Here is a 21,239-nt window from a genome sequence, read left to right on the forward strand (position 1 = left end):
AGACACGATCAATCGTGTCGCAGAATAGATCGGCATTGCGGCGACGCGGTGATGTGTGTGTCACGCCGCAATTCCTCCGGTAAAATTTGAGCGGTGGGCTGAACGTTTGCGCGAAACTTGTCTGCGATAACCAGGGCGTAGCCGCGAGGAACAGCCATGGTTGAGAAACACATAACGTCGCCCCGCAACGTCATCGATCTGGCGAACTACCGTCAGGTCCTGGCGAGCGGCAAGGCGCCGTCGATGTCGGCACGCATGTGCCGGCACTGTGGTGCTCCGCTGCTCGATGGTGAGAACGACGACGACTGCTCGACTGCATTCAGCACGGCCGCTCCGCGGCCGCGCGAGCGGTCACGTCGGATTCGACTCGATTGAGGAACGGAAGGTAAGGGCGATCCAGGCCTTGCGGCGGCGTTGTCTGGATCGCCTTGCTTCCCTGAGCGGCCATTTCCACTTCCGTCATTGCGAGGAGCGAAGCGACGAAGCAATCCAGACTGTCTCTGCGGAGGCAGTCTGGATTGCTTCGCTTTCGCTCGCAATGACAGTGCCCGCCTACACGTGCTGGCCGCCGTTGATGTGGATCTCGGCGCCGTTGACGTAGGAGCTGGTGTCCGTGCACAGCACGTAGATGATCTTTGCCACTTCGTCGGGCGTGCCGAGGCGGTGCATCGGGATCTGCTGCTCGACGATCTTCTCGGTGCCCGGCGACAGGATCGAGGTGTCGATCTCGCCCGGGGCGATCGCGTTGACACGCACGCCGATGCGGCCGAAGTCGGAGGCCATCTCGCGCGTCAGCGCGGCGAGCGCGGCCTTCGAGGTGGCGTAGGCCGCGCCTGCGAAGGGGTGCACGCGCGAGCCCGCGATCGAGGTGACGTTCACGACCGACCCCTTGGCGGCCTTCAATTCCTCGATCAGCCCCCGCGCCATCATGATCGGCGCGAAAAAGTTGACATGGAAGACGTGGGTCCAGGTATCGAGGTCGGTGTCGACCGAACCCAACCGCGAGCCGCCGGCGCCCTTTGGCGAGATCGCGGCGTTGTTGACCAGCGCATGCAACGTGCCGCCCTCGAGCCGGTTGCGGATCTCCGAGATCGCGCGCGCGGTGTCCTTGGGATCGCCGAGGTCGACCTGGATGTGGTCCTCCGGGCCTGCGTCCCAGGGGCAGTCCTCGGGGAAAGGATGTCGCGAGCAGGTGATGACGCGCCAGCCGGCCGAGGAGAAGCGGATCACGGTGGCGTGGCCGATGCCGCGGCTGGCTCCGGTCAGGAGCAGCGTACGGCGCGGCGCATTGGACGAATGCGGCATGGACATCTTTCAGGTCGGCCCAGAGCTTACGGATACATCCGCGTTTTGGACCACGGTTGGCCGGCGGCGTCACGGCGAAATTCGATGCGGTCGTGCAGGCGGAACGGGCGGTCGTGCCAGAACTCGATCCGCACCGGCGTGATGCGCCAGCCGCTCCAGCCCGGCGGCCGCGGCACTTCGCCGATGACGTATTTGGCCGCGACCTTGGCGATGGCCTGCTCGAACGCGAAGCGGCTCTCCAGCTCTTGCGATTGCTTGCTCGCCCAGGCACCGATCTGGGCCTGCTTCGGTCGCGTCGCGAAATAGGCGTCGGCCTCCGCGTCGGTCACCGGCGTCACGTTGCCGCGGATGCGGACCTGACGGCGCAGCGACTTCCAGTGAAAAAGTAACGCTGCCTTAGGATTTGCGGCGAGTTCGCGACCCTTCTGGCTGGCGATGTGGCTGTAGAAGACGAAACCCTCGGTATCGAAGCCCTTCATCAGCACCATGCGCACATCCGGCAGCCCGTCGGGATCGACCGTTGCGAGCGCCATGGCGTTCGGATCGTTCGGCTCGCTCTTGACCGCTTCGTTCAGCCAGGCCTCGAACAACGCAAATGGCTCGTCGGCGGCGGTGAAATCACCGGATGTTAAGGGTGTCTGGTGTTTCATCGAGGTCGTGTCGGTCATGTCCGGAGTCCGAGTTGCGTCCCGCGGCCCAAAACGCGCTGTTGTCCGCTACCGCCCTATATAGGGCATGGGGACGCGTTGGCCTATCGGCGATCCGGCCGTCCGGCTTCGTCATGACGATGATTCTGATCGGGCTTGGTGCCGGCGGCTGCAGCTTTTCCCGCAACGACGGCGGCGCCTATGCCAAGGCCGAGGACAGCGACCTCACTGGCTCGATCGCGCGGCCGGCGAAGGACGCTCCCCCGACCGAGACCGATCTCGCCTTCACCCGCAACGCCGCCTCCGACGTCCTCAGCAAGGGCGACAAGGATTCCAGCCAGCATTGGGAGAATCCGGAGACCGGGGCGCGCGGCTCGGTGACGCCCATCGCCCAGTCCTACGCCGCCGAGGACGGGCGCAAATGCCGCGACTTCCTGGCGAGCTACGTCAACGGCAATACCGAAAGCTGGCTCCAGGGCGCCGGCTGCCAAAGCGGCCGTGGCCGTTGGGAGATTCATACGCTAAAGCCGTGGCGGAGCTGAGCATGATCCGGAAACGTGGGAACCGGTTTTCCGATCAGACCGTGCTCCAAAGATAGAGCGTCAGTTCGCGTTCCTAGTTGCAAAAATGCCACTCTCTTCCCACATCACCGGCAGGTGGGGCGGGGAGCCCTTTGAACAATTCGATTTCTTGAAGGAGACGTGACGAATGCGCGACCCCTATGAGGTCTTGGGGGTGCCGCGGAGCGCCAGCGCTGCCGCGATCAAGAGCGCCTATCGCAAGCTGGCCAAGAAGCACCATCCGGACAGCAACAAGGGTGATCCGAAGGCTGCCGAACGCTTCGCCGAGATCAACTCGGCCAACGAGATCCTCGGCGACGAGGACAAGCGCAAGCAGTTTGACCGCGGCGAGATCGACGCAGAGGGCAAGCCGCGCTTCCAAGGTTTTCCGGGCGGCGGCGGTCCTCGCGGCCGCGCGGGCCCTGGCGGGTTCGAAAGCTATACGTTCCGAAGCGGCGGTGCGGGCGGCCCGGGCGGCGGCGCGTTCGAGGACATCCTCAACAGCATGTTCGGCGGCGGGATGCGTGGCGCGCGGCCCGGAGCCGGCGGCGGCGCCCAGTTCGAGTTCGACACCGGTGGCATCGGGCTCGATCTCGACGTCAACGTCGCCATGAGCGTCTCTCTGGAAGAGGCGGTCAACGGCGGCGAGAAGCGTGTCCGGCTGCCCACGGGCAAAGAACTCAACGTCAAGATCCCGGCCGGGGTCACCGAGGGCCAGCAGATCAGGCTGCGGGGGCAGGGAGAAAGCGCGCAGGGCCATCCGCCCGGCGATCTCCTGATCACCATCAACATTGCACCGCACCCGTTCTTCAAGGTCGAAGGCGCAGACCTCAGGATCGACCTGCCGGTCACGCTCTATGAGGCGGTGCTCGGCGGCAAGGTCCGCGTGCCGACCCTCGGCAATGCCGTGGAGCTCTCCGTCCCCAAGAACACGTCCAGCGGCCGGACCTTCCGCCTCAAGGGCAAGGGCCTGCCGAAAGCCGGCGGAACCGGGGATCTCTTCGTCATCATCAGGATTATGCTACCGGACGGGAACGACGCCGAGCTTGAAGCATTGATGGAGAAGTGGCGGGACCAACACCCCTACAATCCACGTAGCGGTGTCGGTTAGGGCGAGAGCGAACTGAAGGGGTTCTCCTAAAGGACCACGGCATCGTCCTGGAGATGATGCACATCATACGCCTGAGGCGTGGAAGCGCTTCATGGTTTCGACGTGTCGGCTGTCCGGCGGGGCAGCCGATAAAAAGGTGCGGCCTCGAGAGGGGGACCAGCGCGGTACCAAAAACCCCAATCGAGGCCGCCCGCGTCGATCGGCGGATCGAACGCCACTCATAATCGCGTGAGCACCCGGTGCGATAATGAGACGTGTCGATGTCCTGATTCCAAATTTTCGATGACGGAATCTGGGCACTGCGCTTGTGCGGTTGTCTAGGTGCCGTTCTTCTCTGCTTGGTCGTAGACGGCCTGCGCCACCTTGGTCAGCCGCTCGCGATCGCTGCTGCCACTGACGACGTAGCCGACGCCGCGCTCGGCCCAGAACAACGCGCCGTCCTTGTCCGTCTTGGCGTAGCGCATTTGCGTTGCACCATTCTCGGTCTTGGCGCTGTAGATCGTGTACCGTTCGCCCGAAACGCTCTCGTACATCAGGAACGACGCCGGACCGTTCGGTCCCGGCAGAAGCCGGCCGCCGACCAGCTTCAGCCCGCTCGCCTCCAGGTTCGGCGCGAACACGGTCCAGCCGCAGCGCCGGGTCAGCCAGGCCTGCAAGTGATCGCGCTCATTGCCGCCGACCTCCACGGGGTGGCGGACCTCCACGACATAGAGGCGGTGGGCATCGAGCGCGTCCGCAGTAAAGCTACGGAAGGTCGAGGGCGCGCTGGCGGCGCCATGCGCCACCCAGCCGGCGGTGCCGCCGGCGACGAAGGCAACCAGCACGGCCGCGGCGGCGCCATAGAGCCATTGCCGCGGGCGGCGCTCCAGCCGCTCGAGCTCGAGCCGTGCGGGCACCGGCTCATGGGCGACCGAATCGTAACGGGCGTGCAGCATCTCGGCCATGGTCCGCCAGGATTGCACCCGCTCGGCGTCCTCGGGGTGGGCGGCAAGAAACGCCTCGACGTCGGCGCGTCGCTCGGCCGGCAGCTCGCCGTCGACATAGGCGTGCAATTCGTCCTCGGTCACTGGGATGTTGCGGTCGTTCATCTCGGTCGTCTCTGGCTCTGCGGCCCAAAATATCTTCTGCGAGTTAGCTTCGCGCAGCTCACCGTCCGGCTGCGGGCGGACATCGTTCGATGCATCGACCCGGCCATCATTTCACCCGCCTGAGCGCCGTACGCTCGCCCTCCAGCGAGGCTTTGACGTGGGCTCTTGCGCGCGCCAGGCGCGACATCACGGTGCCGATCGGCACGCCCTGGATGTCGGCAACCTCGCGGTAGCTCATGCCTTCCAGCATCACCAGCAGCAGCACCGAACGTTGCTCCTCGACGAGGGTGGTCAGCGCCTTCTCGATGTCACGTCCTTCGGCCTCGGTCCCGCTGGCATCGGGGTTGTTATCCGTCAGCGGCATGAATTGCGGTCGCCTTGCCAACGAGCGCCGCCGATTCTTATTGAGGTTGGTCAGGATCGTATAGAGCCAGCTCCTGACGTCGCCTCCGAGAAACAGCCGCTCCGAACGCAGCGCGCGTACCAACGTATCCTGGACCAGATCGTCGGCCGCATCCGCATCGCGTGTGAGCGCGCGGGCGTAGCGGCGCAACGCCGGGATCATGGCTTCAACACTCTGGCGAAACGCACTCATTGCGGTCCTGACATCACTGGCGTTCGGCGCGCGCCTATAGCGATCATAACACCCAAGCGGAGCGGCTATTCCGGCACTCGAAACAGCGTTAATGCTGCGGATTAGGGCTGTACCGCGGGGGAGGGCTGGTGTACCTCCAGACCTCAACGAGAGTTCGACGGGACGTGCAAAAATGGCGCAGAATTCGGGTCTGATGCAAGGCAAGCGCGGGGTCATCCTCGGCGTCGCCAACAACCGCTCGATCGCCTGGGGCATCGCCAAGGCATGCCACGCCGCGGGCGCCGAGCTCGCCTTCACCTATCAGGGCGATGCGCTGAAGAAGCGCGTCGAGCCGCTCGCCGCCGAGATCGGCGGCCTCGTGCTCGGCCATTGCGACGTCACCGATGCCGAGACCATCGATGCCGCCTTCGCGGTGCTGAAGGAGAAATGGGGCAAGATCGACTTCCTGGTGCATGCGATCGCCTATGGCGAGCAGCTCGATGGTCGCTACGTCGACACCACGCAGGAGAATTTTTCGAAGTCGATGCTGATCTCCTGCTATTCGTTCACGGCGGTGGCGCAACGCGCCGAGAAGCTGATGACCGATGGCGGCTCGCTGATCACGCTCTCCTATTACGGCGCCGAGAAGTGGATGCCGCACTACAACGTGATGGGCGTGGCCAAGGCGGCGCTGGAAGCCAGCGTGCGCTATCTCGCTGCCGATCTCGGTGAGAAGAACATTCGCGTCAACGCGATCTCGGCAGGTCCCATCAAGACGCTGGCGGCGTCCGGCATCGGCGACTTCCGCTATATCCTGAAGTGGAACGAGACCAACGCGCCGATGCGGCGCAACGTCTCCACCGAAGACGTCGGCGGCAGCGCGCTGTATTTCCTCTCCGACCTCTCGCGCGGCGTCACCGGTGAGGTGCACCACGTCGATTCCGGCTATCACGTGCTCGGCATGAAGCGGCCGGATGCGCCTGATATCTCGCTTGGCGGGAAAGACTAGCCTCTAGCTGAAATGCCCAGGCCTACGATCTACTATCTTCGCCACGGCGAGACCGAGTGGAATGCGCTCGGCAGGCTTCAGGGCACCCGGGACATTCCGCTGAACGCGCGCGGCCGCAGCCAGGCCGTGCACGCTGCCGAAGTTCTGGCCGATCTGTTCGCGCGCGATGGGAAGGACAAGGCGGCGCTGCCCTATGTGTCGAGCCCGCTCGGGCGTGCGCGCCAGACCATGGAGCTCGCGCGTGGCAGGCTCGAATTGCCGCCTGCCGATTACGCGCTCGACGATCGTCTGCGCGAGATCGGCTACGGCACCTGGGAGGGGCTGACGCTGGCCGAGAGCGAGGCGAAGGATCCGGACATCTATGCAAGGCGCCTCGCCGACAAATGGACGGTGGGGCCTGCGGGTGGGGAGACCTACGCCGACGTGCAGGCTCGCGTGCGCGCCTGGTACGACCAGCTCCGGACCGACACCGTCGCGGTGGCCCATGGCGGGACCTGCCGGGCCCTGATGGTGTCCCTGGGGCTGGAGACACCGGCCAGCGCTGCCGAGCTCTATATCGAGCAGGGCGCCGTCTACGTGTTCGGCGACGGCCGGCTGGAGAAGTTTAGTTAGGCTCCTCACCGTCATTCCGGGCGGTGCGCAGCACCGAACTCCGGTGCGCCCTGCGCACCTGAGAATCTTGAGGTTCCGGGTCTGGTCCTGCGGACCATCCCGGAATGACGGAGTAACTGGTTTGACCCTCGGCCCAGCGGGCGCTACCACAAGTCAGAACTGACTTACGAGCCAGAGACGAATGTCCTTCAACACTTTCGGCCACATGTTCCGCGTCACCACCTTCGGCGAGAGCCATGGGGTGGCAATCGGCTGCGTGGTTGACGGCTGCCCGCCGATGATCCCGCTCACCGAGGCCGACATCCAGCGGGATCTCGACCGCCGCCGTCCCGGCCAGTCGCGCTTCACCACCCAGCGCCAGGAGCCGGACCAGGTGAAGATCCTCTCCGGCGTGCTGGCCCATCCCGAGACCGGCGTTCAGGTGACGACGGGCACGCCGATCGGCCTTCTGATCGAGAACACCGACCAGCGCTCGAAGGATTATTCCGAGATCAAAGACAAGTTTCGTCCCGGTCACGCCGACTTCACCTATGAGGCGAAGTACGGCCTGCGCGACTATCGCGGCGGCGGGCGCTCTTCGGCGCGCGAGACCGCGATGCGCGTTGCGGCCGGCGCCATCGCCCGGAAAGTGCTGCCCGACGTCAAGGTGCGGGGCGCCCTGGTGCAGATCGGCCCGCACAAGATCGATCGCGACAAGTGGGACTGGGACGAGGTCGCCAACAATCCGTTCTTCTGCCCGGACAAGGACAAGGCCGCGTTCTTCGAGACCTATCTCGACGGCATCCGCAAGAGCGGCTCCTCGATCGGCGCCGTGATCGAGGTCGTCGCCGAAGGCGTGCCGGCAGGTCTTGGTGCGCCGATCTACGCCAAGCTCGATTCCGATCTGGCGGGCGCGATGATGACCATCAACGCGGTGAAGGGCGTCGAGATCGGCGCCGGTTTTGGTGCGGCAGAACTGACCGGTGAGGAGAACGCCGACGAGATGCGTTCCGGCAATGACGGCACGCGCTTCCTCTCCAACCACGCCGGCGGCGTGCTGGGCGGCATCTCCACCGGACAGCCCGTGGTGGTGCGTTTCGCGGTGAAGCCGACCTCGTCGATCCTGCAGCCGCGTCTCACCGTCGATCGGCAAGGCACCGACACCGAGATCTTCACCAAGGGCCGCCATGACCCCTGCGTCGGCATCCGTGCCGTCCCCGTCGGCGAGGCCATGATGGCTTGCGTGCTGGCCGATCACTTCCTGCGCGATCGCGGGCAGGTGGGACGTTAGTTGCTTCACCTCGCCCCGTCGGGGAGAGGTGAACTTGCCGTCGCGGCACTAGCTCTCCGCGCAGCTTGACGGCCCCGCAACTTCGTCCGCAAATGCGGACATGAACAGCTCCGAGCTTCAGCGCATCTCCAACTGGCTGATCGACGGCACTTGGGCGGCTCAGGAGCCGGCCGCAGGGATTGCGGATTTCTGCGAACGTCTGGTCGCGGCCGGCCTGCCGCTGACGCGTTTCGGCATCTTCATCCGCACGCTGCATCCCGAAGTCTTCGGCCGCAACTTCATCTGGCGGCAGGGCGAGGAAGTCGAAATCGGTGCCGTCGATTTCGAGGTTCTGGAGACGCCCCAATTCGCCCGCAGCCCGCTTCGCGTCGTGTTCGAGCAGGGCATCGAGGTTAGAGGCCGCGCCAGCGATCCGGACAGCAAGCGATTTCCGTTCCTCGACGAGATGCGCGCCGAAGGCGCGACTGATTATATCGCGGTGCCGGTGCCCTTTCTCGACGGCTCCATTCACGCGACGAGCTGGATCACGCAGCAGCCCGGCGGCTTCAGCGACGACGACATCGCGGCGATTCGCTCCCTCGTGACGCCGCTCGCGCGCATCAGCGAGATCATCACTATGCGCCGCACCGCCGAAATGCTGCTCGACACCTATGTCGGTAACCGCGCCGGCGCGCGCATCCTCGGCGGCCAGATCCGCCGCGGCCACAACGACACCATGCAGGCGGCGATCTGGTTGTCGGACCTGCGCGGCTTCACCGCGCTGTCGGACCGGCTGCCGCCCGAGACAGTTGTCCAGATCCTCAATCATTATTTCGACTGCCAGGTCACGGCAATCCGAGACCATGGCGGCGAGGTGCTGAAGTTCATGGGCGACGGCCTGCTCGCCGTGTTCCCGATCGACGAATATGTCGGCGATGCCGCTCATGTCTGCGCGCACGTGCTGGAGGCGGCGCGCGAGTCGCGCGCCAGCGTCGAGGCGCTGGCCTTTCCGGTCGGCGACGTCGTCGAGCGCTTCCGTTTCGGCGTCGCGCTGCATGTCGGCAACATCCTTTACGGCAACATCGGCGGCGGCAACCGCCTCGACTTCACCTGCATCGGCCCGGCGGTCAATCTCGCGGCAAGGCTGGAGAAGATCACGGGGCGCCTGGGGCGGACCGTCGTCGCCTCGGAGGGGTTTGCCAATGTCTGCCGCCATGATTGGCACCAGCTCGGCGAGTTTCCGATCGCAGGATTTTCCAAGGCGCAGCGCGTGTATGGGCTGGCGGAGGAGACGTCGGTCGTGATGGCGTGATGTGCACTGAGCTGAAGGTCATTCATCGTCGCAGGATGAAGCCTATTCCTCCGGCTCTGTCGTGAACAGCAGCGGATAGCCCTTGGCACGGCCGGCGTCGGTGGCGCGCGTTGCCTTGGTTTCGGCGACGTCCTTGGTGAATACGGCTACCACGCAGGCGCCCAGCTTGTGCGCGGTGATCATCACCTTGTAGGCCTGATCCTCGGTCATGCGGAATTCGGCCTTCAGCACCATGGTGACGAATTCACGCGGCGTGTAGTCGTCGTTGATCAGGATGACCTTGTGGAGCTTCGGCCGCTCGACCTTGGTCCTGGTCCTGGTTTTCGGTTTGGTGACGGTGTCGTTCATCGTGTCCCGAAACGCCCTGGCTCGGATGAGCCACCAGCCGACCCATCATACCGCAGGAGCGGAGAGCGCTCCAAGCTATGCGGCCGCTCGCCACTATGCCGTCGCGGCTGGGCAGGAATGCACGACTTGCGCCTGCTCGAGTTACGGAAGTGCGCGAACGAGCTGTAACGCGGCGATCAGAGCGCCCACCGACAGCACGACCGACGCAATCATGTAGGCGGCGGATGCCCAGGTCTGGCCGCGCTCGATCAGATACCAGGCATCCAGCGAGAACGTCGAGAACGTCGTGTATCCGCCACAAATTCCGACCGTCAGAAAGATCCGCGCGGCCTGCGGCAGGTTCCATTTGGTCGCGAACAGCGCGGTGAAAATGCCGATCAGGAACGATCCGGTGACGTTGACGATCAGCGTGCCCCACGGAAAATCCGTACCGAACGCGCGGCCCGACCCGATCGCAACGAGATAGCGTATGACCGCGCCGAGCGCTCCGCCGCCGGCGACGGCGAGAATGTATTGAATGTTCAATGTCTCGTTCCCCACTTCGCCATTTGCTTCACTTGCCCTCCGTGGCCAGACCCTTGCCGACGGCGAGCAGCCCCACCAGCGAAACCAGCGCGAATCCAAGCCCGGCAAGAAACGTTCCCGCCGGTCCATAGGCGTCCCACAGCGCACCCGCGATCACGCTCGCAGCCAGCAAGGCAAGCCCGGTGAACAGGTTGAAATAGCCGAAGGCGGTGCCGCGCAGGCTTGGCGGGGCGGCATCGGCGACCATGGCCGAGAGCAGGCCCTGCGTCAGTCCCATATGGAGTCCCCACAGCACGACTCCGAGCGCGAGGCCCGCAAGGCTCGGGAGCAGCGCCAGCGCGAGGTCGGCCGCGGCGAGGAAGACCAGGCCGAACGCGAGCAGGCCGGTCCGGTTGATCCGGTCCGACAGCACGCCGGCCGGATAGGCCGACAGTGCATAGGCGACGTTCATCAGCACCAGTACAGCCGGCACCCACATCACGTCGAGCCCGATGTTCTGTGCGCGCAAGATTAGGAAGGCCTCGCTGAAGCGCGCGAGCGTGAACACGACGCCCACGGCGACGACGCGCCAATAGACCGTTCCGAGCTGGCGCATTGCGGCGAGATTGAGCGGATTTTCCGCACGTTTCCGGGTCGGATCGGGCTCCGGCTCCTTCACCGCGAACGCGATAAGCCCGAAGGACAGGAAGGCCGGCAGCACCGCCACCCAGAACACGAGGGTAAAATTGTCTGCCGTCCACCACATCAGGCCGATTGCCACGAGCGGCCCGACGAACGCGCCGATCGTGTCGAGCGATTGCCGCAGGCCAAAGCTCGCGCCGCGCAGGCCGACGGGGGCGATATCGGCGATCAGCGCATCGCGCGGCGCGCCGCGAATGCCCTTGCCGACGCGATCGATGAAGCGCGCCGCCACCAGCCATCCGACGCTGGGCGCGAGCGGGAACAGCGGCTTGGTGATGGCGGCCAGCCCATAGCCGAGCGCAGCGAGCAGCTTGCGGCGGCCGAGCCAGTCCGACAGCGCACCGGAGAAGATCTTGGTGATCGAGGCGGTCGCCTCGGCGACGCCCTCGATGAAGCCGACGGTGAGGGTGGAGGCGCCGAGCACGGTGACGAGATAGACCGGCAGCAGCGCGTGGATCATCTCGGAGGAGATGTCCATGAACATCGAGACAAAGCCGAGCACCCAGATCCCTCTGGGCAGCGTGGTACGTACGGCATTCGGTGTCGTCATCGTCACGTCTTCGTCGTCCCCTCGCATTCGCCTGACGGCCGCCAGCAGGCAATAAAAAACCCGCCATCGGCGGGTACGTCCATGCTCCCGCCAAAGGCAGAGGCCTAAGATTGCCTCTCCTCGAGCAGGAGTCATCAGCCCATGAGGTCATAGACCGCCGGGCGGTTGTCGGGGGACTCCATCCCCATCTGTGCGACCAGCCTAGCATGGAAATCGTGCCGGACAAGTGGGCGGGGTCGCGTGCCTCCGCCGGCAGCTGGATTCCGGGCCCTCGCTTCGCGAGTCCCGGAACGACGGCTCTTGAGATCGCCCCTGTTCCTGACGCAAGCGCGGCAACATGGCGGCAGACTTGCGTAACGTGTGAATTCCTAACTCGAATGTGAAGCACAAGCGATCTTCGGCCTTTGCGGCAAGCCGATTGCATGTCACCATCGCGTCATACGACGGGAGACTGCGATGCGTTTGCTGTTCTCGATCGGGGCTGTGCTGGTGGCCGGCATGTTCGCCGGAGGGGACGTCGCGGGCATCGCGGCACCAGGACCCAAATTCGAAGCGCCCAGAACTCAACCGCAGCGGCTTGCGGCCGACAAGGACGCGCAGAGCGTCGATGTCGAGCTGATCCTCGCGGTCGACGTGTCCTACTCGATGGACATGGACGAGCTCGCGATCCAGCGCGAGGGCTATGCACAGGCGATCCAGTCGAAGGAGTTCCTGCAGGCCCTGAAGCTCGGCCCGAACGGCCGCATCGCAGTGACCTATTTCGAGTGGGCCGCCTCCAGCGACCAGAAGATCATCATTCCGTGGCGGCTGATCGATGGTCCTGAGACGGCGGACGCGGTTGCCGCCGAGATCATGAAGACGCCGATCCGGCGCGCTTCGCGCACTTCGATATCAGGCGCGATCAACTTCGCGATGCCGCTGTTCGACGAGGATCCCTATCGCGGCCTGCGCCGTGTCATCGACATTTCCGGCGACGGTCCGAACAACAATGGCGGCCCGGTTACGATGGCGCGTGACGCCGCGCTGGAGAAAGGCATCGTCATCAACGGCCTGCCGATCATGGTCAAGGAGCCGTCCTATTCGACCATGGATATCGACAATCTCGATCTTTATTACGAGGACTGCGTCATCGGAGGGCCGGGGTCCTTCGTCATCACGATCAAGGAGCGCGACAAGTTCAAGGAAGCGATCCGCACCAAGCTGCTGATGGAAGTCGCCGGCCGCACGCCGGAGCGCCCGGTGATGCGCGTCGCCGACAAGGAGCCGCGCGTCAATTGCCTCATCGGCGAGAAGATCTGGTCCGATCGCTGGGGACGGTGAGGGGGCGGTTTTTTCCGGCGGTATCACGCCCGCCAGTTCCGGCTGAGACCTTTTGCCCGCCCGGCCGACGCGCGCGCTTAACGGCTCGTTAACGGGTGCGTGGCCCTAATCGCATCGTTAATGTTCGTTCCCGCTGGCATCCTGACCTGCCCAAAGCGAGCGGAAGCGGGTTCGTCAGGCCCGTCCGAGCAATCCAATGGCCATCGTCACGTCGAGCACCAGCCAGATTTCGCCCGCCAACGAGCGGCTGTATCGCCAGAGCGCACTGCTCGGTGACTGGAAGGGCAATTGGGTGGGCAACAACCAGCCCGTCGGCTTCAAGGTCGTCAACATCCGCGGGGCCCGGGCGCAGGTCGAGTACACCCACAACGGACGCACCGAGCGCGGCTTCGGCGAGGTTCAGGGCACGCTCATCACCTTCGGCGGCGTCACGGTCGGCACCAAGGACGGCAAGAACATGGTGATGCTGTTCTCGTTCGGGGGCGTCGGCAAGCAGACCGCCAATCTCCAGAAGCAGGACCCGCCGGCGTCCGACAGCCGCCTGATGGGAAGCTGGGGCGGCTATTCCAGCGAGAACGGCAAGAGCGCGAGCTTCAAGGTGCTTGCGGTCAATGGCAAGGAAGCGCAGGTCAGCGTCACCACCGACGGCATCACGCGCCAGGGCACCGGCTACGTCTACAAGAACGTCATCATGTTCGGGCAGACGCAGATCGCGACCGACGACGGGCAGAACGGCAAGATCATCTACCAGGTGGGCACCAAATCCTTCATGGTGCCGGTGACGAAATATCCGCCGGCGGATTCGTCGTCGTCCGTCGACAAGACGGCATAGCGCTCACGGCGCGGTTCCGTTGGGTTCAAATGTGGGATCGCGAGAGTCAAGCCCGCGTGTCTCCTGCAGCGCCCCTTCTCGTTCACCAGATAGCGCTCTCCAATTCGAATAGCACCCGTGCGGCGCAGGCGAGCCCTGCGATGCCGGCGCGGTCACTCCGCTGGCATTGATGATGGTCGAGGAGTATAATTTTAAGGGTTTTTAGATGGTAGCCAGAATGTTCGACCTTGCACGCTCATGCGCTCTCGCAGCTCTCGCCGTGTTCTGCCTGGACGGAGCGCCGGTTCACGCGCAAGTGGCGCCGCTGCGATATTGGATTCCCGGCGGGCCGTTCGGCCTCGGCGGCGCCGCCGGCCTGAGCTCCGACACCTATGGCAACTTTGCGGGCTTCAACGCCGGAGAGGCCGATTGGCGTGCGAGCTCTGCGAACGGCTTCTTCATCGGTCGCGAACGTGGCAATCTCGGAGTGAGCGGCTTCAACCAGGCGGGCTCGCTCGGCAATTTCAGCGCGCTCTCTTATGACAGCACGCAATTCGGCTATCAGATGAAGACCGGCGGCGGCATGCCCGTCACCTTCTTTGCCGGCTTCGACACGCTGAAATACGGCAACGGCATCGGCAGCTCGCTGGCGCCGCTCACTTCCGGCTTCGCGCCCGGCTATGGCGGGTTTGCGGGTGTCGAATTCAAGCCGACCTCAAATCTCAGCCTGTCGTTCGGCGTCGGCTACTCCCAGCAGGATTCGGGCCGGATGGACAGCGATATCAGATCGAACATGCTGCCCGGCGAATCGCCGGCCCTGAGCGGCCTTCGGCGTTAGGATCGCATCACCAGCTCCGGCGGACGCCGCAGCGATCTCGGCAGGCTTGGGCCGGCGCCGAAGCGCATCACGATGTCGGGGCGTCGTTCGCCGAGACCGAGCCGGGTCGCGAATTGTTGCCTCAGTGCTGCGACCTCGACCGGCTGGTTGACGAAGGAATATTTCAGTCCGAGCGCGGTCGCCTGCAAGCCGAAGCGCTGGCAGGCGCGGCCGACCGCGATCCAGTGCGAGGTGTCGCTGCGATCGGCCGCAAGCACGACGACACCGGCGGAGCTGTCGAGCTGCTCGCGGTATTTCTTGTTTTCTCCGCTCTCGGTAAAGAACAGCTTCAGAAGCGGCCGTGCCATCCAGGACGGCAGCGCAGGATTTCCCGATGCGGGCGCGAACAGTCCGTCCATGGTCGCGACCGCCTCTGCCTCGTTGAAGCGGATCCAGTCGACGAGCTCGCGCATGAAGGCCTTGTCGCGCATCTGCGCCGAATTGCCTTCGAGCACATAGTCGGTGACATCGGCCATCCCGGCACGCTCGGTGATCAGGATCGCAGCGACGCCGGGTTGCCGGCAGGCGTTCTCGAGCTTGCGCAGGATCTCGGGCGCGGCAGGCTTGCCGGCGAAGGCCGCGCGGGTGCATTGCCTGACGGGAATTGCTTCAGTGAGGGTCGATGCGGCAGGAGCGGCCTCGTCGAGCGTGATCACGATGCGATCGCCGTCGACGACCGGATCGGCGCGCCAGCCCAGCGTGGCCGCGGCGAGGATGAGGTTTTCGGCGGCACAGCCGAGACTGACGAAGAGATGATGATCGTCGGGATCGACGGCCGGGCAGCGCCGCGCGACATCAGGCGCAATCGTGATGACATTGCCGCGGACGGAGAAGATCCACGGCTGGGTGTTGTGGCTGTTGGCCGCAAGCGTCGCAAACCGGACGAGCTCGCGATCCCTCGGCGTGGCTCGCAGCGGAGCCCGTGACGCGTTGATGGCCTCGTCATAGGTCATCGCCGCCAGCGCGGCAGAGGGGCCGCTGATCGCTGCCGCAGAAAGCCCGAGCGCGGTCGTGATGAATTGTCGCCGGTTAGCCACGCCTGCTCCGCTCCGCTTCGATTGCGCGAGGGCATTCTTAGCGCCGGCCGAGGGCGGAGCGATTGACCGACATCAAGGCTGCCGGCGACGCATTTTCAGCCTACCGCACGAACCGCGCCACCAGCTCGACATGCGGCGTGTGGCGGAACTGGTCGACCGGCACCACGGACTCCAGCCGATAGCCGCCGTCGATCAAGAGCCGTGCGTCGCGGGCAAAGGTCGCGGCGTTGCAGGACACGGCGATCACGACCGGCACCTTGCTCGCCGCAAGCTTGAGCGCCTGCGCCTGCGCGCCCTGGCGCGGCGGGTCGAACACCACGGCGTCGAAGTCCCGCAGTTCCTGCGGCACCAGCGGGCGGCGGAACAGATCGCGCGGCTCGCATTTGATCGGCTTCAGGCTAGGTGTGCGCGCAGCTTTCGCCAGCGCCGCGATGGCGCCGGCGTCGCTGTCATAGGCGGTGACGCGAGCCTTCTCCGCGAGCCTGAGCGCGAACGGGCCGACGCCGCAGAAGAGGTCGAGCACCTCCTTGGCCTTGCCGATGCGCTCGGCGACGAGCGCGGCGAGCGTCTCCTCGCCCGCCACCGTCGCCTGCAGGAACGAGCCCGGCGGCAGCGTCACCTCGGCGCGGCCCATCCTCACCGTCGGCGGCAGGCGCTGCAGCACCAGCTCGCCATGCCGGGTCAGCCGCGCCAGGCGGTGCTGCTCGGCGACGCGCGACAGCGCTGTGACCAGCGCCGTCGGCAGCGGGCCCGAGCCGCGCACGTCGACATCGAGGCCATTGGCGGTCGCGGTGACCTGGATGTCCAATGGCTTGGTCACCGGCATCTTGGACGTCAGCGGCTCGGCCAGTGCCCAGGCGGCATCGAGCGCGCCCTCGAGCGCGGGATCGAGGATCGGACAGCGGTGGATCGGGATGACGTCGTGCGAGCTCGCAGCCGAAAAGCCGACCTTGAGGATATCGTGCGTGCCGAAGCGGCCGTGCAACGTAATGCGCCGGCGCCCGGCGCCGTGGGCGTCGACCAGCGGCGCCACCTCGCAATCGATGCCGGCCTGCGCCAGCGTTTCGATCACGATATTGCGCTTCCAGGCCCGATACGGCTCGGTTGCCCAATGCTGGATCGCACAGCCGCCACACACGCCGAAATGCGGGCAGAATGGTTCGACGCGTTCCGGGCTTGCGACCTCCACCGCCAGCAGCTTGCGGCGGTCGGGATGATGGCCTGCGACGTGGTCGACCTCGACGGTCTCGCCGCCGAGCGTGTAAGGCACATAGATTGCCTCGCCAGCGGCGAGGCAGACGCCGTCGCCGCGATGGCCGACGTGATCGATCTTGATGCGCTCAACCACGGCGCGCGCCCAGGAAGAATTCGATATTGCCGTCGCCGCCCGTGATCGGCGAGGGGAATACCTCGATCTCGGTGCAGCCGAGCGACGCCGCAAAGGCCGCGATGTCGTCGCAGATCTCTCGGTGCACGGCGGCATCGCGGATGATGCCCTTCTTGTTGTGCTTCCGCTCCGCCTCGAATTGCGGCTTGATCAGCGCCAGCAGGCTCATCGGCGCGGCCGCCAGCGACAGCGCCACCGGCAGCACCGTCTTCAGCGAGATGAAGCTGACGTCGATGACGACGACATCGGGGCGCGCCGGCAGGCGCTTGCCCTCATAGCTGCGGATGTCGGTCTCCTCCATCGACACGATCTTGGGATGATCGCGCAGCGAGGGATGCAGCTGGCTTGTGCCGACATCGATGGCGAACACCAGGCTCGCGCCGTTCGCCAGCAGCACCTCGGTGAAGCCGCCGGTGGAGGCGCCGACGTCGAGGCAGACATGGTTCTCGATGTCGATTCTGTACCGCTCCAGCGCGCCGGCGAGCTTGACGCCGCCGCGAGAGACGTAAGGGTGCGCGGGCTCGGCCTGGATCACCGCATCCTCTGCGATCGTCTCCGACGGTTTTGAGACCTGCTTGTCGTCGGCCGTGACCAGGCCGGCCTCGATGGCCGCGCGGGCCCGCGCCCGGCTCTCGAACAGGCCGCGCTCGACCAGCAATACATCCGCGCGCTTGCGGGCAGGGGGCATCGGTTCACTCGAGAAGGCTTATTTGGTGAGCATGATCCTATCGGAAAACCGCGCACACTTTGCGCTAACGCGGCCCTTCGGGTCCGGATCATGCTCTATGTAGCGATCAATCGCGCGGCCGCCATCCGGACGCAAGTCTCGAACGCCGTGAGGTCGTGCCAGACGTCGATCGGCATCGCGGCTGGTGTCACCAGCGGGCAGCCGTGCAGCTCCAGCGCATGGATCATCATGAGGTTGTCGACAAGGCCGAAATCTTCGACCGTCAGCCCCTGGGCATCGACCAGCCGCCCGTTCTCGGAGATGACCTCCATGAAGCGCGAGACGCGGTCGGCATAGGCGGCGCCGTCGTTGGAATAGGCGAGGCAGAACTTGCCGCGGCCGGCCATGTAGCCAAGCTCATAGACGGTGCCGGGATCGGCGCCGGCGCCGCGGAACGGCGTGAGATTGGCGATGATGGCATCGGCCGCGTCCATCATCGCCTCGTTGCCGCAGAAAATCTGCCGCGAGGCGTCACGCGCGGTGAGGTCGATCGCGTTGTCGAGGGGGTAGAGCCCGGTGAGGCCATGAGCGGCGCAGATATCGACCTTGCGCCGGCCGATCTCGACGGCATCCGGCAGGAACACGTCGGGGCCTGCCAGATAGATTTTCATCGAGTGAAGCCGAAGAAATTTAGGTCGAGGTGCGTGCGACGGCGCCTGCTCTGCTCCCTCTCCCGCTTGCGGGGGAGGGTTGGGGAGGGGGTGTCTCCACGGGCGAGAACCCCCAAGAGGACAAAGCCCTCACCCGGATCGCACTGGACGATGCTTCGAATCGCCAGGAGCGTCCGACCTCTCCCGCAAGCCGGAGAGGTTAACCAGCTCAAGCCAGCTTGACCGTCTCGGTCTTCACATCCTTGCCGAGCGCCTCGAAGACCTTGGCGACGATGCCCTTGGCGTCGAGGCCGGCGCGGGCGTACATCGCGGCCGGGGTGTCGTGGTCCTGGAACACGTCGGGCAACACCATCGAGCGGAACTTGACCATGCCGCTGTCGAGCACGCCCTGGTCGGTCAGGAACTGCGCGACATGCGAGCCGAAGCCGCCGACCGAGCCTTCCTCGATCGTGATCAGGATCTCGTGGTCGCGCGCGAGCTTGAGCACCAGCTCGGTGTCGAGCGGCTTCATGAAGCGCGCATCGGCGATCGTGGTCGACAGGCCGTGGGCGGCGAGCTCGTCGGCGGCCTTCTCGCATTCGGCGAGGCGGGTGCCGAAGGAAAGCAGGGCGATCTTGCTGCCCTGGCGGATCGTGCGGCCCTTGCCGATCTCGAGCGGAATGCCGACCTCGGGCATCTCGACGCCGCGGCCTTCGCCGCGCGGATAGCGCAGCGAGCTCGGACGGTCGTCGATCGCAACCTGGGTCGCCACCATGTGCACGAGCTCGGCTTCATCGGCCGCCGCCATGATCACCATGTTGGGCAGGCAGCCGAGATAGGCGTTGTCGAACGAGCCGGCATGGGTCGCGCCGTCGGCGCCGACGAGGCCGGCGCGGTCGATGGCGAAGCGGACGGGCAGGCTCTGGATCGCGACATCATGGACGATCTGGTCGTAGCCGCGCTGCAGGAAGGTCGAGTAGATCGCGCAGAACGGCTTGTAGCCTTCGGTCGCAAGGCCCGCGGCAAAGGTCACCGCGTGCTGCTCGGCGATGCCGACGTCGAAGGTGCGGTCCGGGAACGCCTTGTTGAAGATGTCGACACCGGTGCCCGACGGCATCGCCGCGGTGATGGCGACGATCTTGTCGTCCTTCTGCGCTTCCTTGACGAGGCTCTGGCCGAACACGTTCTGATAGGCCGGCGCGTTCGGCTTGGCCTTGGCCTGCGTGCCCGTCGCGACGTCGAACTTGACGACGGCGTGGTACTTGTCGGCGGAGGCTTCCGCCGGGCCGTAGCCTTTGCCCTTCTGCGTCACGACGTGGACCAGGATCGGGCCGGTTTCCATGTCGCGGACGTTCTTCAGCACCGGCAGGAGATGGTCGAGGTTGTGGCCGTCGATCGGGCCGACATAGTAGAAGCCGAGCTCCTCGAACAGCGTGCCGCCGTCCATCATGAAGCCGCGGGAATATTCCTCGACGCGATTGGCGCGGTTGGCGAGGATCTTGGGCAGGCGCTTGTTGATCTGCTTGGCCGCATCGCGCAACGTGCGATAGGTCTTGCCGGAGTAGAGGCGCGACAGATAGGCGCTCATGGCGCCGACCGGCGGCGCGATCGACATGTCGTTGTCGTTGAGGATGACGATCAGGCGCGAGTTCATCGCACCGGCATTGTTCATGGCCTCATAGGCCATGCCGGCCGACATCGCGCCGTCACCGATCACGGCGATAACGTTGTTCTTGCCGCCGGAGAGGTCGCGCGCCACGGCCATGCCGAGGCCGGCGGAGATCGAGGTCGAGGAATGCGCCGCGCCGAACGGATCGTAGTCGCTCTCGCTGCGCTTGGTGAAGCCGGACAGGCCGCCGCCGGTGCGCAGCGTGCGGATGCGGTCGCGCCGGCCGGTGAGGATCTTGTGCGGATAGGCCTGGTGGCCGACGTCCCAGATCAGCCGGTCGCGCGGCGTATCGAAAACGTAATGGATCGCGGTGGTGAGCTCGACCACGCCGAGGCCCGCGCCGAAGTGACCACCGGTCACCGAGACGGCATCGATGGTCTCCTGCCGCAACTCGTCGGCAACCTGGCGAATCTGCTCGACCTTGAGCTTGCGCAGATCTTCCGGCGTCCGGATGGTGTCGAGAAGCGGCGTCTTACTGTATGCGTTCACGGCGATTTCCAATTTGTCAGCACCGGAAGGTCATTCCGGTGCGCGATGGGTTTGCACAATATCGGCGCAGCGCGAGTCCTATAACCGTCGGAGCCACCTGCACGGGGCAAGGCCCCGCCTTCAAGCTTAGGTAAGCTTAAGTGTGCTCCGGTTCAGTCTCTGTGATCCCTGTCACTTAGATCGGCTTCGTCCGTCCCAAGCCAATTTCATCAGCAGTTTGAAGCACTTGTCGTCGGTAATCGGTGCCCACGCAAGGCTTACAAAAAGCCACACTCCGCGCAGCTTTACACCAAAGCTTGGGCCAAAGCCAACCCGCTGGACCGATTAGGGGTATGCAGGTGCAACTCGCGGGCCAGAGTAGTTAACCTCGGCCCGGGTCAGCGGGTTCCGCCCTCGCTCGGTTCCTTGGCAGGCTTTTCGCCTCAACAGGAGCTTTTCTCGGCCTCGATGCCCGGATTCGGGCGCGGACGTACCTTACTGGACGTCGAGCGGCGCGGTGCCGGTGGCCTGGCCGCTGGCATCGGTGGTGATCTTGTCGACGCGCGCCTCGGCCTGGCGCAGCAGTTCCTCGCAGCGCCGCTTCAGGGCCTCACCGCGCTCGTAGATCGTCACGGATTCCTCGAGCGGCACCTTGCCGTCCTCGAGCCGCTTCACGATCGTTTCGAGTTCCTCGATCGCGCGCTCGAAGGTGAGCCTGGAGACGTCGACTTGAGTGTTTTCGGCCATATCCGTTTCCGATTGCCCGATTCGCTTCACCTTGG

General features: G+C 65.2%; 23 protein-coding genes and 1 riboswitch. Of the genes, 10 read left to right on the forward strand and 13 right to left on the reverse strand.

Annotated elements, in window-relative coordinates:
• Positions 1-156: 156 nt before the first annotated feature.
• Positions 157-375: a hypothetical protein gene (locus P0R31_RS15075; RefSeq protein WP_035696491.1), complete on the forward strand. Its 219-nt coding sequence runs from the start codon at positions 157-159 to the stop codon at positions 373-375.
• A gap of 177 nt (positions 376-552) precedes the next feature.
• On the opposite strand, the gene P0R31_RS15080 is transcribed toward P0R31_RS15075, so the two are convergent.
• On the reverse strand, positions 553-1,305 hold the full coding sequence (locus tag P0R31_RS15080; protein ID WP_036004050.1) for an SDR family NAD(P)-dependent oxidoreductase: 753 nt from the start codon (positions 1,303-1,305) through the stop codon (positions 553-555).
• A 26-nt stretch (positions 1,306-1,331) separates the two neighbouring features.
• Positions 1,332-1,973, reverse strand: coding sequence for a pyridoxamine 5'-phosphate oxidase (pdxH, locus tag P0R31_RS15085; protein WP_036004041.1), 642 nt, complete (start codon positions 1,971-1,973; stop codon positions 1,332-1,334).
• Positions 1,974-2,086: 113 nt separating this feature from the next.
• Between pdxH and P0R31_RS15090 the strand changes: the two genes are divergently transcribed.
• A complete protein-coding gene (locus tag P0R31_RS15090; protein WP_193760407.1) occupies positions 2,087-2,494 on the forward strand; it encodes an RT0821/Lpp0805 family surface protein in 408 nt (135 codons plus the stop codon).
• Positions 2,495-2,660: 166 nt separating this feature from the next.
• On the forward strand, positions 2,661-3,623 hold the full coding sequence (locus P0R31_RS15095; protein WP_275514742.1) for a J domain-containing protein: 963 nt from the start codon (positions 2,661-2,663) through the stop codon (positions 3,621-3,623).
• Between the two features lie 317 nt (positions 3,624-3,940).
• On the opposite strand, the gene P0R31_RS15100 is transcribed toward P0R31_RS15095, so the two are convergent.
• Positions 3,941-4,711 carry an anti-sigma factor family protein gene (locus P0R31_RS15100; RefSeq protein ID WP_275514743.1) on the reverse strand — a complete coding sequence of 257 codons (771 nt, stop codon included), beginning with the start codon at positions 4,709-4,711 and terminating at the stop codon, positions 3,941-3,943.
• Positions 4,712-4,817: 106 nt separating this feature from the next.
• Positions 4,818-5,306, reverse strand: a complete 489-nt coding sequence (locus tag P0R31_RS15105) for an RNA polymerase sigma factor (RefSeq protein WP_157284797.1) — start codon at positions 5,304-5,306, stop codon at positions 4,818-4,820.
• Positions 5,307-5,478: 172 nt separating this feature from the next.
• On the opposite strand from P0R31_RS15105, the gene fabI reads away from it, so the two are divergent.
• The 4 genes from fabI to P0R31_RS15125 all read left to right on the forward strand — a co-directional run bounded on the left by fabI (position 5,479) and on the right by P0R31_RS15125 (position 9,467).
• On the forward strand, positions 5,479-6,294 hold the full coding sequence (gene fabI / locus P0R31_RS15110) for an enoyl-ACP reductase FabI (protein ID WP_275514744.1): 816 nt from the start codon (positions 5,479-5,481) through the stop codon (positions 6,292-6,294).
• 12 nt (positions 6,295-6,306) lie between these two features.
• The gene (locus P0R31_RS15115; RefSeq protein WP_275514745.1) at positions 6,307-6,906 is read left to right on the forward strand and encodes a histidine phosphatase family protein; all 600 of its coding nucleotides are present in this window, start codon (positions 6,307-6,309) and stop codon (positions 6,904-6,906) included.
• 181 nt (positions 6,907-7,087) lie between these two features.
• A complete protein-coding gene (gene aroC, locus P0R31_RS15120; RefSeq protein WP_275514746.1) occupies positions 7,088-8,176 on the forward strand; it encodes a chorismate synthase in 1,089 nt (362 codons plus the stop codon).
• Between the two features lie 100 nt (positions 8,177-8,276).
• Positions 8,277-9,467 (forward strand): adenylate/guanylate cyclase domain-containing protein, encoded by a 1,191-nt coding sequence (locus P0R31_RS15125; protein ID WP_275514747.1) that lies wholly within the window; start codon positions 8,277-8,279, stop codon positions 9,465-9,467.
• A gap of 42 nt (positions 9,468-9,509) precedes the next feature.
• Here the strand turns inward: P0R31_RS15125 and clpS are convergent, their stop codons facing one another.
• The 3 genes from clpS to P0R31_RS15140 form a co-directional block, all read right to left on the reverse strand.
• Complete coding sequence (gene clpS / locus P0R31_RS15130) at positions 9,510-9,815, reverse strand: ATP-dependent Clp protease adapter ClpS (RefSeq protein WP_036004073.1); 306 nt, start codon at positions 9,813-9,815, stop codon at positions 9,510-9,512.
• A gap of 141 nt (positions 9,816-9,956) precedes the next feature.
• Positions 9,957-10,340, reverse strand: a complete 384-nt coding sequence (crcB, locus tag P0R31_RS15135) for a fluoride efflux transporter CrcB (RefSeq protein WP_036004076.1) — start codon at positions 10,338-10,340, stop codon at positions 9,957-9,959.
• 28 nt (positions 10,341-10,368) lie between these two features.
• The gene (locus tag P0R31_RS15140; protein WP_275514748.1) at positions 10,369-11,571 is read right to left on the reverse strand and encodes an MFS transporter; all 1,203 of its coding nucleotides are present in this window, start codon (positions 11,569-11,571) and stop codon (positions 10,369-10,371) included.
• Between the two features lie 118 nt (positions 11,572-11,689).
• Positions 11,690-11,766, reverse strand: a riboswitch (Fluoride riboswitch).
• 261 nt (positions 11,767-12,027) lie between these two features.
• Between P0R31_RS15140 and P0R31_RS15145 the strand changes: the two genes are divergently transcribed.
• The 3 genes from P0R31_RS15145 (at position 12,028) to P0R31_RS15155 (ending at position 14,540) form a co-directional block, all read left to right on the forward strand.
• Complete coding sequence (locus P0R31_RS15145) at positions 12,028-12,891, forward strand: DUF1194 domain-containing protein (protein WP_275514749.1); 864 nt, start codon at positions 12,028-12,030, stop codon at positions 12,889-12,891.
• A 196-nt stretch (positions 12,892-13,087) separates the two neighbouring features.
• Entirely contained in the window at positions 13,088-13,723 is a 636-nt protein-coding gene (locus P0R31_RS15150) for a hypothetical protein (RefSeq protein ID WP_275514750.1), read from the forward strand.
• 217 nt (positions 13,724-13,940) lie between these two features.
• Positions 13,941-14,540 (forward strand): hypothetical protein, encoded by a 600-nt coding sequence (locus P0R31_RS15155; protein ID WP_275514751.1) that lies wholly within the window; start codon positions 13,941-13,943, stop codon positions 14,538-14,540.
• On the opposite strand, the gene P0R31_RS15160 is transcribed toward P0R31_RS15155, so the two are convergent.
• From P0R31_RS15160 to P0R31_RS15185, 6 genes are all read right to left on the reverse strand, one after another.
• Positions 14,537-15,616: an Acg family FMN-binding oxidoreductase gene (locus tag P0R31_RS15160; RefSeq protein ID WP_343299319.1), complete on the reverse strand. Its 1,080-nt coding sequence runs from the start codon at positions 15,614-15,616 to the stop codon at positions 14,537-14,539. The genes P0R31_RS15155 and P0R31_RS15160 overlap by 4 nt on opposite strands.
• Positions 15,617-15,716: 100 nt before the next feature.
• Positions 15,717-16,964, reverse strand: coding sequence for a class I SAM-dependent RNA methyltransferase (locus P0R31_RS15165; protein WP_275514752.1), 1,248 nt, complete (start codon positions 16,962-16,964; stop codon positions 15,717-15,719).
• Positions 16,957-17,691 carry a TlyA family RNA methyltransferase gene (locus P0R31_RS15170; RefSeq protein ID WP_275514753.1) on the reverse strand — a complete coding sequence of 245 codons (735 nt, stop codon included), beginning with the start codon at positions 17,689-17,691 and terminating at the stop codon, positions 16,957-16,959. The genes P0R31_RS15165 and P0R31_RS15170 overlap by 8 nt, the downstream gene beginning before the upstream one ends.
• A 95-nt stretch (positions 17,692-17,786) precedes the next feature.
• Positions 17,787-18,341 (reverse strand): nucleoside 2-deoxyribosyltransferase, encoded by a 555-nt coding sequence (locus P0R31_RS15175; protein WP_275514754.1) that lies wholly within the window; start codon positions 18,339-18,341, stop codon positions 17,787-17,789.
• 208 nt (positions 18,342-18,549) lie between these two features.
• Entirely contained in the window at positions 18,550-20,478 is a 1,929-nt protein-coding gene (gene dxs, locus P0R31_RS15180; protein ID WP_275514755.1) for a 1-deoxy-D-xylulose-5-phosphate synthase, read from the reverse strand.
• Positions 20,479-20,952: 474 nt separating this feature from the next.
• Complete coding sequence (locus tag P0R31_RS15185; protein WP_008132970.1) at positions 20,953-21,204, reverse strand: exodeoxyribonuclease VII small subunit; 252 nt, start codon at positions 21,202-21,204, stop codon at positions 20,953-20,955.
• Positions 21,205-21,239: the final 35 nt, after the last annotated feature.

It is taken from the genome of Bradyrhizobium yuanmingense (assembly GCF_029167105.1).
Lineage (GTDB): Bacteria > Pseudomonadota > Alphaproteobacteria > Rhizobiales > Xanthobacteraceae > Bradyrhizobium > Bradyrhizobium yuanmingense_A.